Genomic DNA, 12,849 nt, shown 5'->3' on the forward strand with positions numbered 1-12,849 from the left:
CTATCCTATGAGAGGTTCTTCTTTGGGGTATTCGACCGGCACCGCTCGTTCCGATCGCGACAACGCGGCGAACACCGAAATCGGACCGATTCGGCCGAGGAACATCAGCGCGATGATAATCAGTTTACCCATGATCGAAAGCGTACCGGTCAGGCCTGTCGAAAGGCCCACGGTACCCAAGGCGGAAACGACCTCGAACGCCGCATCGAGGAACACGCCCTGGCTTTTGGGATGCGGGATCGACGATTGCTCGACCACCAGCAGCATGGTCAGTGCCGCGATCGCCACCACCGAGAAGAGCAGGGCAGTCGCCGTGGCGGCCTGGATCACTTCGTTAGGGATCGTGCGGCGGGCGAAGTTGATGCGGGTCGAACCTTGAAAGGTCTTCCACGCGTGCAGGGCCATCACCACCACGGTCGAAACCTTGAAGCCACCACCGGTCGAGCAAGGCCCGGCCCCGATCAGCATCAGGATCATCGAGATGAACAGCGTCGCGTTAGTCAGCGAAGCGAGGTCGATCGTGTTGAAGCCCGCAGTGCGGCAGGTCACCGAATGGAAACCGGCGACCATCATCTTCTTCCACAGCGGCATCTGATCGAGCACGCCATCCCATTCCAGAAACAGCGTTCCGCTGAAACCCATCAGCAGGAAGAACGCCGTCCCGGTCAGCATGAATTTCGAATGGATGTGCAGGTTCTGCCACCCTCGGGTAATTCCCAGCGGAAAGTTCTTATGCAGGTCGACCATCACCGGAAAGCCGATCCCGCCGACAATGATCAAGGCCGAGATCGTCAGGTTCACCACCACGTCGCCTTGAAACTGCATCAGACTGTCGTCGTGCAGGGCGAAGCCGGCGTTGCAGAACGCCGAGATCGAATGGAACAACGCGTGCCACGCCGCGGTCAGCGGGTCGTACAGAAACAAGTTGCGGACCAGCAAGATTAGAAACCCGGTACCCTCGGTAATGCCGGTCACCATTAACACGTGCCGCAAAATCCACTTCAGGTCGGCATCGTCGCTCGCCCCGAGGGTTTCCGTGAGGATCGCTCTCGCACGAAGGCTCGGTTTGCTGCCGAGGTTGAACATGGTGAAGGTCGTGATCGTCATGATCCCGATTCCGCCGACCTGAATCAGGCAGAGGATCACCAATTGGCCCCAAAAGCTGAAGCCATGCGGCGTCGAGCGAACCGCCAGACCGGTCACGCAACTGGCGCTGGTCGCCGTGAAGCAGGCATCCAGCAGCGAAACATTCGTCGAGCCAGAACCGCGGCAGATCGGCAGCGTCAGGAGCAGCGTTCCGAGCATGATCAGAACCAGGTACCAGGTCACCAGGTTCCGCGCCGGGTATTTGACGATCGAGCCAGTCAGTTGAGGCATAGCGATAGTGCCGAAAGATTACCCATCATGGCGAAGCGAACCGGGGAGAGTCCTTGCTGGTTCGCGTCATGTTCCGCTGGGCGTCGATGCCTGGTTATCGTCCGAACGATGGGCTTTGGTTGCCGGCGACTTCGCCGCTTTGCCCTGGCAGCAGCAAGCTGAGCACCACTGGGTTGAACAGCAGAACCGTTCCGACCACGGTGCCAATCATCATATTACGGAAGAACGGGATGGCCGCGACGTAGCAGCTGGCCAGGCCCGAAAGATCTTTGGTGTATTCCGGCAGCGTGATCCACGAGGCGAAGTTGGTCACCACGAAGAAGATCAGCGCGGCCATCAGACCGGTGCCGATCGGACGGATCCAGCTCCGATCGTTTCGCAGCGTCAGGCCCAAGCCAATCGTCGCCAGCATGCACAGATAGTTGAACGGCGTGCCGACGTAGAAGGCCCAGTTGAAGTGACCGCTCACCGCCCAGATACCCAGATCGCTCGCGACCAAGGCTGCCAGCAACAAACCACCAGCAACCCAAGGATTGCGGAAGGTCGCTCCGGCGAACAAGCCAACCGCCAGAATCGGGGTCAACGACCAGGGAAAGTTCATCGTGAACCATTCGGCCTGGGTGCCCATCGCGGTCAGAACATAAGGCAGCACACGAATCGCGACACAGTATGCCAGGCACAAACCGACCACCAACCAGATGCGGAGCGAAGTTGGTCGTTGAGCGGAAGTTGAGGTCGAATCGGGCATGCCACGTCTCGTTAGTCGTTACTTTTAAAGGGTTTCTATCCCCCAAGTATCGTAAGAATGGGCCTTCAACGTCAACCATTCTCCCCGTGAAGCTAGCAAACGCCCGCATCCTACGTCGATTTACCCCGCAGGAAGAGGCTTCTGCCGAGGGGATCGGGGTGGGGAATCTCGGGATGAGATCCCCTAAACCAAGCGTTTCCAACAGGTTGCCTGCGTTTGACAGTCGCTTTGTCGCAATGGACGCGCGTTTCGTCAAATGGACAACGCGAATTGTCGAATTCAAGGAAACCACTCCGCCGTCCCTCTCCCGTTTGAGGGGAGAGGGAAGTGGTTGGCGTTTACCAAGAAGGCAAACCCCCAGCCGGCTAGACCATCGGTTCTGGGGGACCGCTTGTCTTTTTCGGCGAGGCGACACGCAGCAGGCGGAAGCCGATGTCCGACCGAATGAAGCCATACAGGCCGCCCACGATCAGCACCAACAGCACGGCTGCCAAGGCTTTGTTGTAGTCGTTGACGACGAACACCGGACCGACGCCAACCTCGGGGAAGCTGGTCGGGGGAATCGGCAGGCCATTCTCTTCGGCGATCAGGGCGGCGTTGACGATGTGAATCACCGGCACCCCTTCCTGAATGAAGCGTGGCGCGACGCCGTCGATCTGGTCGATGTTCGGCGGAGGGACCAGGTTCACGCCGGTCTTGAACGACTGCTTGCCGAGGGCACGTCCGGTCGAGACCACCCCGCCGCCAATGTTGATGTAGGCGCGGATTGGTTTCTGGCCGGCGTACTGGCGATACAGCTTCATGCGCTGATCGGTGCTTTCCTTCACGCGGGCTTCGATCAGTGGCAGCTTGTTCCGTTCGATTGCCTTGCGAACGATCTCGATGCCATTTTCAGGCAAGCCCAGACCGCGATCGTTGTCGCCACCCATCGAGGCAGCCACGCTGCGAGTCGACAGGATCTGTTCTTCATTCAAGATCCGTTCCATGTCCAGCCACATCAGTTCCGGGATATTAGCACCCCACTGCGAACTGCTGGCCGAAGCAATCACGATCGGTTTGGCACCCACCGTTTCCAAAGCGGTCAGCATGCACAAGTTCAACGCCGGAAACGATCCGCTGATGCCGACCGCGACGACGTCCCCTTCTTGCACGCCCACTTCCTTCAGCATGTCGACAAAGATCGCCGCGAAGTTGGGGTTGGCCGAAGCCAGCTTCGATGGCAAGTCGCCCACCATGCTGGTCACCGGCGAGTTGGTCAGCCCGATCATGCCACTGCGGCCTGGGTCGAGCGACGGATCGACGTCGTAGCCCAACTCGGCGCGTGCCAGGTAAAGCGTTTCCATCCCTTTCGAGGCAGCTTCGGTGGCGATCAGCTTTTCTTCGTAATAGCGTGTCTTGCGATCGACACGCACGTTCTCGACGATGGCCAGGCCGGCCACCGCGACCGACGCGATCAGCATCAGCGCGGTACGCGAGACGGTTTTAGGTCGCCAATAAATCTTCTTCACAGGTGGAGTTCCGTACCGAAGGCCAGAATGAGGATCAAACGAATGGCGGTCGAAGCGATAAACAACGCGCTAAGGGTTTCGACCACACCCTGACGATCGAGCCAAATGGCGATCAGGCCCGGAATGATGTACCCGATGACTTGGACATGCTCGGTCGATTCGGCAGGACTGATCTGCAGTGCGTGCAGCGGGGCCAAGGCCCACACCGGCAAGGCATCGAACAGCGAGCGAACCAGGAAGCCCACCAGAATCATCAGCACCGTGCGGCGTTTGCCATACACGATGACAATGTTCGACAGCAGGTGAATCAGGAAGAAGGTCAGCAGCGAAGCCACGACCGTCATGCAGATATTCACCGGCTGATCTAAGAACAACGCAAAGTAGCCTGGGACCACCATGCCCCCGGCGGCCAATCCGAACACTTCGGAAAACACGAGGCTGACGGCCAGGCCAACCCCGATTGCGACTGTGATAATCCCCGTCATTTAAAGGTCTTCTGTGTACTGCGATTAGCGAAGTAGCGAACGACGTCGAGACCGACGCCACCAATGTTCGCGATTCCCATGATCAGCGAGGTTTTGCCCGAGTATTCCAAAATCGTCTCGAAGATGTCCGGAGCGGCCATGTCTTCGGCGAACACAAGTTTCAGCGGATCGATCCCGGCTTCTGTCGCCGTTTTGGCGAAGATGTACGTTCCGGTTCCAATCAACACGTAGTAATCGGCTGGCGGCCATTTGGTGACCGAGGTCCCCAACTGCTGCGAGCGGTCGGGGCGATCCTGGCGGCAGTTCACCACCAGCACCCGGCGTTCGACTTCCGGATAACGCTGGAGGGCCATCTTCCAGATGCGTTCGGTCGACTCTGGATCGTTCGCCGCAAAACCGTTGACGAAGTTGATCTGCCGTCCGAAGAAGTCCATCTCGTGAGCGGTCATCGCGCCTGGGTCAGGCTTGGCGGCCCACATCCCGCGAAGTGCGACGGCCCGGTCGACACCCAGGTCGGCACACACCTTGAGCGCCAAAGCGACGTTCTCGGCATGTTCGACATACATGAAGCCAGCTAGGTCGAGCGGTGTGATCGCGTCGACATCTTCTTCCGTCACGGCGACCAGCTGGGTCGAGCGGTCTTTCGAGGCATGGGCGAACACGTCCAGGTGGTCGCGCTCGGCGGTGAACAGCTTGGTCTTTACCGGAACCATGCCGGCCAAGGCCCACGCCACGTCCTTTTCGGTCGGACCCATCACGTCCAAGTGGTCTTCGCGGGCATTGGTGATCACACCATGCGTCGCGCGAACCAGCTTCGATTCGCACAGCCACTGCAGGTTCGGCCGCAGCGCCATGCACTCGATCACGAGGGCTTCCGCTTCGAACTCGACCGCCATATCGACGATGCGAACCTGTTCGATGACGTTAGCCTTGGAAGGACGAAAGACCGGGTACTCGGTACCGTTGGGGACGATCATCCGCGGCAGGGTGCCGGTCGTCTTGCAACAGGTACGCATGCCCGATGCGCGCAGGCCGGCGGCAATCAGCCGGGCGACGCTCGATTTACCACGCGTTCCGTTGACATGGACGCGAATCGGAATCTTGGCGAGCCGTTGCCGATGTCGGTACAGCTCCCAAACCCCGTAACCGATCAACAGACCGGTAGTGATCAGCAAAACAATAGTTGCCATGGGGCCTAGGCAATGGGGTGCCTAAGGGACCTCGGAGAATGTCGGATCGCGGCAAGGGTCATCCCGAGGACCGACCTGCCACTTAGCACTGGTGCGTGCTGGAAATCACCGCGAGAACGATCGACCCGTTCCGCCTGAAACGCGATTGATCCGGACCGCTTTGGGGGAGGTGAGAAGGCCTCTTAGAAACACGGTCAGGTGTCGATTTCGGAAGTATGTATCGTTTTTTCCCAGCGTCAACTGGAGGGAAAGCAGGGAAAACGAAAATTTCCGATAACGCGATTACCCGCAGCCTGACTTGGCACGAAAAAAGGCCGGCAGCATATGCTTGCTGCCGGCCCAGGATGGCTGCCTCGGCCATGGTGAATGATCGCTGGCCGACGCTATCGTCGGCTGCCAGCTTACTTGATCAGGTAGACCTTCCCGCGAAGCTTGACCAGCAACTGCTCGCCAGGACGCTGCTGCGAGAGCACCAGGTTCTCGTCCTTGGTGTTCTTGGCGACCAGCTCGAAGTAGGTCGGGCTGAACTGTTCGATCTCGACGACGGCGTCTTTCTTCTTTTCGACCGCCGCAGCCGCTTCTTCGTCGACCCAGGTCTTGTTGCGGTAGTACAGCGTGCGGTTGCCGATGTTCCGGACCGATTCGACCACCTTCAGCTCGTCGGTCTCGGTATCCTGCATCACCGGACCGGTCACGGCCGATGCAGCGTTGCCGATCCCGCGGCCAGGTCTGCTGCCTGACATGGCACCGAAGCCCCCCATCCCTTGACCGGCACTGTCGGCTGGGGCGTTCTTCGAGAAGGCAGGTGCCGGAGCGGTCGCTGCCGGGGCGTTTTGGGCGTTCTGATAACGCGACTTGAAGTCGCGCTGCGAGAAGGCGGATCGCCCGGTCGTCTCGGCCAGCTTCTCGGCCTCGACACGCGAACGTTCGAGACCCATCCCGCTACCACGTCGCGACAAGGCCAGCTCTTCGACCGACTGGTTCTCGTCCGCCAGGAAGCTGGTGTAAGGGGTCAGAATGCCATGCTCGGTCGACAATGTGACCAGTTCGGTCATCAGCTCGTCGTTCTGTCCGTGCAGGTCCATCTGGTCGATGATCTCGCCAATCCGGCGAACGGCCCACAGCTTCTCGACGAAGGCGTGCGACTGGTCGTGGCTCTCTTCGACAAACTTCGCCGGGAAGTCGAACTTCTCGGTCTTGCCGTTCACCTTGCCACTGATGGTGATCTTGGCGTTGCCCGCCTTCTTGTAGCGGCCAACTTGCACCAACTGTTCTCCGTCGAACAAGTCGACGACCTGTTTCGGAAGCAGACGATTCACAAAGTTGTTGCCCCCATTTTCCAGGTCGAACTTGATCTTCACGTCGGTCATCACCGGGGCGTTGATCTTGCGGTACAGCCGGGCGACGTGCTCTTCCAGATCTTCATCTGGCCGGACGTATTGGCTTTGCCCTTTGATCTCGCGCGAGAGGCGATCCATCAGGCGGCTGTTCACGTCGTAGCCGACGCCGAAGTTGATCATCCGGGCATCGTGCTGGTTATGCTTCCGAGCGTTCTCGACAATCTTCATCTCGTTCGTTTCGCCATGCGTCGGGCGACCATCGGAAAGGAACAAGATATAGCAAGGGCGATCGTCGTCTTGCACCATCTTCATCGCCGAGCTCAACGCACCGTCGATGTTGGTGCTGCCGCCGGCGTACAAGCCATCGACAAAGCCGATCGCTTCTTCGATGCTGCTGGCGTTCGCCTTTTGAAGTTCGGGACGGAAGCTTTCGACATCGCTGTCGTAGGCGACGATGTTGAACAGATCGTGCTCGTTCAAATGGTTCAGCACGTACTTGGCGGCTTCGCGGGCCTGGTCCATCTTGTCGCCACTCATGCTGCCAGAACGATCGACCACGAACAGCACCGTCTTCTTCGGTGGTTCTTCTTTCTCGTTACGGGGCGGCGGCGAAGCGAGCATCAGGAAGAAGCCTTCCTCGTCGTCGCTCGGACGATAACTGATTACGCTGGCCGAAAGCTTCTGATCGTTGCTTTCAAAGAAGAGACGGAAGTCGCTGGTCGGGATGAAGTGATCTTGCTCGAACGTGACGACTGCCCGCTGCTTGCCATTGCGTTGGATGTCGACTTCATGCGTGGGACTGTAGATGCTTTTCAGCCGGCTCGCACTTTCCAAAGCGAGGCGAACCTTGACCTTCTCGATCGGGCGATCGGTGTACTTGGCGGTCGATAGCGGGAACAGAAAATCGGTCAGCCGGCCATCCTTCTTCAGCAACTGCGAATAGGTGATGTTGACCTCGCGACTGGCCCCGGCCGGAACCGGAAAGACGCTCGTTTGAAACATGCCGGTGCCGGTCCATTCCAACAGTGCCGGATCTTTGTTGGTCCGCACGATCGACTCGTACACTTCGCGGGCCTTGTCTTTCGGCAGCAGCTTGGCAGGGAATTCCTTGCCATCGACCATCAACGTCAGGCTGTCGATCGCTCCGTCGTAAGGTAACGGAAACAGAAACGAGACCTCCATCTGCCGGCTGCCGGTGTTGGTGAACTGCTGAGCGACTTGCACCTGGGCGACCTGATCGGTGACCTTCGCGTTCACTTCCAGCTTGCTGATCTTGTACGACTGCGGAGGAGGCGTCGGCATCGGTCGCGGAATGGGACGTGGCAGCGGAATCGGATGCGGGTGATGAATCACAATCACCCCTTGAGCCGATAAGGTGCCAGCCAACAGCAATACGCCGAGCGACGACAACAACGACCGGACGATCAAAGCAATGCGGGACATGGGGGAAAACTCCCAAAGCGGAGAGAAGGTTCGCGTTCGGTTCCTGGTCTGCCAGTAAAGACGAACCGGCTCGCGATTAGGTTTCCGCCGCGGCAGAAAAATCTTACGCTCCGCCATGTTCAGCCGCAAAATGGCCTGGTGCAGCGAACATCGGAGCAGGGGGATCCGACGCAGGAAGTTGGCCTGACCGAGCGACTTACGCCGCCTCGATCTTCGCGACGATCTTGGCCGGAGCCGGTTTGCCAACTTTGGCCTTGGAAACGGCAGGCTTCGAAACGGCGGCTCGCTGCTTGGCGTACAGAATCGAGTTGCCTTCTTTCCCCACCACACCCAGGGCGCCTGTCTTGCGAAGGGTGTAGACCATCTTCTGGGCGATCCAGCGAGGGCGAGCCAACTGCTGGGCCAGGTCACCGGTGTGGAACTGCCGCGGCAAGCCGGCGGGCAGCAGCTTCAGGAGATCGGCCGCCTTGCGAAAGCGATGCGACGAGACGATCTCGGTCAGCAGTTGATCTTCCACGACGAAATCGTTCTCGCGACGGCGTCGGCGTTTGCCATGCCCTGGGTAGCGAATCTCTTCGATCTCGATCAGCGGGATCTCGAGGGTCAGGTTCGGATGCGGAAACGCGTTGGTGAAGTGAACCAGTTCCTCGAAGACGTGATACAGGTCGCAGCGCTTCGGGCTATAGCGAGCCGAAACGATCTCGCCCCCTTTCTTGTCACGCTTCACGACCTTCTTCCGAGCGACGATCGGTTTGATGACCCGGACCCGGTGCTCGTCGCACAGTTCGCGGATCTTGTCGCGAATGGCAGCCAGGCCCGACCACTGCACTTCGATCAACTGACCCCGAGCAACGGCGTCGATGATGTACCGACCCAGACGGACCTCGGTCTCGGCTTTCTTGCCGGCGTAGTGTTCTTTCAGGGCTTTGTGCAGGGAGGTTTCCATCCGGCAAGCTGCAGGGGCTGGAGAAACGGCGAATGCGAAACAACGCTTGTAGGCAATTTCGGCATCCACCGATAGCCATATCCAGCCGAATCGAACCAAACCCCACCCCGCGACTCTTCGTTCCGGCGACTTCCTGCCTCCCAGGCTCTTTCGCCAGCTCTCCCCCAAAGGGGCCCCCTTGGGGCTTTTTGTTCTTCTTGAGTTTTGGTTCTTCTTGTTCTTCTTTTTCTTCTTCTATATGGCTCAACGCGTGCGCACCCCGTGGCTCAAGTGGTGGCTCACACCGTGGCTCAATGTCTGGCTCAAGGCGTGGCTCAAGCTGCGGCTCAATTCGTGACGAAGAGGAACCCTCTCTTGCGCGGGATGCGCAGGGGATCGCTGCCTGCTTGGGAACTGGAATTTGCGAGCTAGCTAATGCTCGTTGGGTACTTTCCTGGATGCACTGATCCCCCCAGCTTTTGGTGTCGGGTACCCGCAAAGTGACCCTGGATTGCTAGGAATTCGGCCGCGAGAAAGTCGTTGATATCCCAGAGTTTCAACGAACGTACCACCCAAAATATCCAGTGGACGTCTAGCAGTTTTGGGCAATGCTCTGATGGTATTGAGACAGCATCTGGCCGCGCTGGCGGTCTTTATATCGGCGGCGATTCTCGTCAACGTGGCAGGCGCTCAGCAAGCTGGGCCAGGGCCATCGTTCCCGGCGATTCCGTTGCTGGCGGAAGAAGACCAGCCCGACGTAAACGACGATCGCCCCTTCGCCACTGACGAAGACGATGACTTCGCCGACGACGACCAGGACGATCGGGACGACATGATCCCGCAGATCGTTCAGGAAGTCTTCTTGGGGACGAGTATCTATCCGCAAGAGAAGGGGGAACTGCAGTTCGACAGCGGTTACTTCCAAGGGAACGAGTGGCTGAACGACGCCCAGGTTCCTTTCGAGATCGAATATGGCATCACCGATCGCTTCCAGGTCTCGTTCGAGTGCCCGCTCGACGTGGCATCGCCGGAAGACGAATTCGAGCGCGGCGTGAACGCGATCGAGATGGGGGTCTACTACAACTTCTACAACAACCCGCACATTCGCCGCGCGTTTGGTGTTGGTTACGACATTGAAGTCGCAACCGAACTGGATGACGAAGGGAACCGTCTGTGGGTGCATTCGCCCTACGTGGTCGGTTATCAAGAGTTCGGCCCGGTCGCGCTGAATGTGACAGGACGTTTGGAAGTGGGGAATACGCAGGAAGAAACCGAAGTGGCCGGCAACGTCGCCTTCTCGGCCTTCACCGAGATGGGCAACTGGGTGCCGATGCTGGAACTGGGACTGCAGTGGGAAGAAGAAAAGAAACCAATCGTGCTGGCTCCAGGTTTGTTCTGGAAGCCCAGCCGCGGCATGCAACTAGGAGCTTCACTACCAATTGGCCTGAACGACGACGCCCCTCATATCGGAGTCTTCGCGCTGATGGTGCTGGAGTTTGGGGGAAACGATGACTAACGATCCAGTGCCTGCGGAAAACCTGTTCCACCAGGCCATTCAAGACACGGCTGCCGGCGAAAGTTTCCGACGCAAGATGTGGACCGACCTGATCGTGCTGTCGCTTGTGGGCGTGTTCGTGCTGGGCGTGTGTATCTGGTTCGATGTCTTTGAAGCCGTGGCTGAGCTAAGCAGGGCCCACGACAACTGGGAAGTTGATGAGATCGTCATCGCGATGAATGTCTTCGCGATGGTCGGCTTCATCTTCTTCATTCGCCGTTACCGCGAATCGCTGAAACTGCTGAAAGAACGCAACCAGATGTTGTCCGACTTGATCTATGCCCAGAAGACGATCGAGCTCGACAAAATCAACCTCCGCAACGCGGCCCTCAGCGACTTTTTGACCGGCTTGCCGAACCGGGCCTGGCTGTTGGAATATCTCGAGCGTTACGCGCTCAGCAGCCATTCGACTATTCTGGTCTTCTACGATATTGACGGGTTCAAGCAGGCCAATGACCTGCACGGCCATAATGTGGGCGACGAACTGCTCCGCGAGATCGGGCGACGCTCGTTGGAAGTGTTCGGCTTGCCAGGCGGCTTGCCCACGCTGGAATCGACCCGCGCGGTCGCGCGGCTGGGCGGCGACGAGTTCGTGGCCGTGATCCGCGACATCGACGACATCGAAAAGATCCGTTCGCTGGTCAGCCAGTTGGAAACGGCCCTCAGTCTGCCGTATTACCTGCAAGGTGCCAACATTTCGGCAACCGCCAGCATTGGCGTGGTGCTGCAAGGCGATCTGTCGGAAGGAACCGAGAAGCTGCTCGCCGACGCCGATGCCGCCATGTACCAGGCCAAGTCGGAAGGGCGTGGCCGCACGAAATACTTCGAGCCAACCATGCGCGAACGCCTGACCCGACGCGCACGCTTGAGTGCAGACCTTCGCGACGCGATCCGTTTCAACCAACTGCATGTCTTCTATCACCCGATCTTGTCGCTCAACACCGGGCGACTGGAAGGTGCCGAAGCGCTGCTCCGCTGGACTCATCCGATCATGGGCCCGATCAGCCCGGCCGAGTTCGTTCCGATCGCGGAAGACACCGAACTGATCTTCGACCTGGGAACGTGGGTGCTGCAGGAATCGTTGCACCAGATGGCTTCGTGGATCAAAGACCATCCTCACACCGCACCAGAACTGATCAGCGTGAATGTGTCGCGTAAGCAGTTCTCTGATCCGCATATGATCGAGAAGTTCCGCACGATCATCGAATCGTCCGACGTTCCCACCGAACGGATTCAACTGGAAATCACTGAGGACTTGGGCGACAAAGACATGGAGCTGGTCATCGATCGGATGCACCGGTTGAAGCAGATGGGGGTGAAGATCGCCATCGACGACTTCGGCACCGGCACGTCGACCTTCGCCGCGATCGAAAGCTTTCCGATCGACACGATCAAGCTCGACATGTCGCTGGTCTCGCGCATCGTGAACTCGTTCGACCGTGCCGCCATCGTCCACTCGCTGGCGATCCTGGTCCGCAACTTGAACGTGAAGATGGTGGCCGAAGGGGTCGAAGTGCCCCAGCAGATTTCCGTGCTGCAAGAGCTCGGCTGCCACTCGGCCCAGGGCTACTACTTCTCGAAACCACTCTCGGCCGCAGACTTCGAAGCCCAATTCGAACTGTTCACCAGCAGCTCCTTCACCGTCGAAGGCTACCTCAGCTTCCCCAGCCCCTGGAAAGAACGCCTGGCCGCCTTCAAAGAACTGAACGGGGTCTAAACGAAAAGTGCCCGCGGACCAAACGTCGCGGGCATCTTCGCAGGCGACTCTCATGCCACGAGATGGCATGAGGTTCGATCGTGATCGGTGATTAACGTTCCGGCTTGGCCGCTACTGTAGCGTCGGCTTACGCGAGCCATCATCTGGCCTGTTTCCAGGTCTTCTTACTGCTCGACGACATCGCAACCATCCAGCATCGGCCCATGCTCGAGTTGACCGCGCCAGACCGTTATCGCGATCCTCGCCAATGCTGGCCTGATTCTCTTCGTTGATCGCTGGAGCGAGTCGCTTTCGGCATCGCGGTGCTGGGGCGGAGCGGTCACACCCCAGCCTATCTGGCTAGTTAATGCGGGGGCTGGCGGTTACCTCGTAGTGGCTGTTTGTTGGGGTGTTACTGAGAATTTTTGCGAAAATGACAGTCATTTTTACATGCCGCTAAGGTCGCAAAGGGGGGTGTTTGTGGGATCCAGTATCCCGCAATGGGCCATTAATGGCGATCCAAGTATGAATATACGCCATTGGTGGGATGTCAAAAAACAATCAAATAGAGAATTATTACGT

Annotated in this window: 9 protein-coding genes; 2 read left to right on the forward strand and 7 right to left on the reverse strand. The window is 58.6% G+C overall.

Annotated elements, in window-relative coordinates:
- From AB1L30_RS22725 to AB1L30_RS22755, 7 genes are all read right to left on the reverse strand, one after another.
- Complete coding sequence (locus AB1L30_RS22725; protein WP_367016277.1) at positions 1–1,377, reverse strand: potassium transporter TrkG; 1,377 nt, start codon at positions 1,375–1,377, stop codon at positions 1–3.
- 94 nt (positions 1,378–1,471) lie between these two features.
- Complete coding sequence (locus tag AB1L30_RS22730) at positions 1,472–2,125, reverse strand: DUF6580 family putative transport protein (protein ID WP_367016279.1); 654 nt, start codon at positions 2,123–2,125, stop codon at positions 1,472–1,474.
- 365 nt (positions 2,126–2,490) lie between these two features.
- Positions 2,491–3,633, reverse strand: a complete 1,143-nt coding sequence (gene pgsW / locus AB1L30_RS22735; protein WP_367016281.1) for a poly-gamma-glutamate system protein — start codon at positions 3,631–3,633, stop codon at positions 2,491–2,493.
- Positions 3,630–4,118: a poly-gamma-glutamate biosynthesis protein PgsC gene (pgsC, locus tag AB1L30_RS22740; protein ID WP_367016283.1), complete on the reverse strand. Its 489-nt coding sequence runs from the start codon at positions 4,116–4,118 to the stop codon at positions 3,630–3,632. The genes pgsW and pgsC overlap by 4 nt, the downstream gene beginning before the upstream one ends.
- Positions 4,115–5,308, reverse strand: a complete 1,194-nt coding sequence (gene pgsB / locus AB1L30_RS22745; RefSeq protein WP_367016285.1) for a poly-gamma-glutamate synthase PgsB — start codon at positions 5,306–5,308, stop codon at positions 4,115–4,117. The genes pgsC and pgsB overlap by 4 nt, the downstream gene beginning before the upstream one ends.
- A gap of 401 nt (positions 5,309–5,709) precedes the next feature.
- Positions 5,710–8,091 carry a VIT domain-containing protein gene (locus AB1L30_RS22750; RefSeq protein ID WP_367016287.1) on the reverse strand — a complete coding sequence of 794 codons (2,382 nt, stop codon included), beginning with the start codon at positions 8,089–8,091 and terminating at the stop codon, positions 5,710–5,712.
- Between the two features lie 196 nt (positions 8,092–8,287).
- A complete protein-coding gene (locus AB1L30_RS22755; RefSeq protein ID WP_367016289.1) occupies positions 8,288–9,037 on the reverse strand; it encodes a hypothetical protein in 750 nt (249 codons plus the stop codon).
- Positions 9,038–9,632: 595 nt separating this feature from the next.
- Between AB1L30_RS22755 and AB1L30_RS22760 the strand changes: the two genes are divergently transcribed.
- Together AB1L30_RS22760 and AB1L30_RS22765 are read left to right on the forward strand one after the other, a co-directional pair.
- Positions 9,633–10,532, forward strand: a complete 900-nt coding sequence (locus AB1L30_RS22760; protein ID WP_367016291.1) for a hypothetical protein — start codon at positions 9,633–9,635, stop codon at positions 10,530–10,532.
- Positions 10,525–12,288 carry a bifunctional diguanylate cyclase/phosphodiesterase gene (locus tag AB1L30_RS22765; protein ID WP_367016293.1) on the forward strand — a complete coding sequence of 588 codons (1,764 nt, stop codon included), beginning with the start codon at positions 10,525–10,527 and terminating at the stop codon, positions 12,286–12,288. Before AB1L30_RS22760 ends, AB1L30_RS22765 begins: the two co-directional genes overlap by 8 nt.
- Positions 12,289–12,849 lie beyond the last annotated feature (561 nt).

Origin of the sequence: Bremerella sp. JC817 (genome assembly GCF_040718835.1) — a bacterium.
Taxonomy (GTDB): Bacteria; Planctomycetota; Planctomycetia; order Pirellulales; family Pirellulaceae; genus Bremerella.

What these genes read in the sequence shown, in the direction of transcription:
- pgsB (WP_367016285.1), bottom strand. Translation starts at nt 5,308, where the DNA reads ATGGCAACTATTGTTTTGCTGATCACTACCGGTCTGTTGATCGGTTAC.
- AB1L30_RS22725 (WP_367016277.1), bottom strand. Translation starts at nt 1,377, where the DNA reads ATGCCTCAACTGACTGGCTCGATCGTCAAATACCCGGCGCGGAACCTG.
- AB1L30_RS22760 (WP_367016291.1), top strand. Translation starts at nt 9,633, where the DNA reads ATGGTATTGAGACAGCATCTGGCCGCGCTGGCGGTCTTTATATCGGCG.
- AB1L30_RS22765 (WP_367016293.1), top strand. Translation starts at nt 10,525, where the DNA reads ATGACTAACGATCCAGTGCCTGCGGAAAACCTGTTCCACCAGGCCATT.
- AB1L30_RS22755 (WP_367016289.1), bottom strand. Translation starts at nt 9,037, where the DNA reads ATGGAAACCTCCCTGCACAAAGCCCTGAAAGAACACTACGCCGGCAAG.
- AB1L30_RS22750 (WP_367016287.1), bottom strand. Translation starts at nt 8,091, where the DNA reads ATGTCCCGCATTGCTTTGATCGTCCGGTCGTTGTTGTCGTCGCTCGGC.
- pgsC (WP_367016283.1), bottom strand. Translation starts at nt 4,118, where the DNA reads ATGACGGGGATTATCACAGTCGCAATCGGGGTTGGCCTGGCCGTCAGC.
- AB1L30_RS22730 (WP_367016279.1), bottom strand. Translation starts at nt 2,125, where the DNA reads ATGCCCGATTCGACCTCAACTTCCGCTCAACGACCAACTTCGCTCCGC.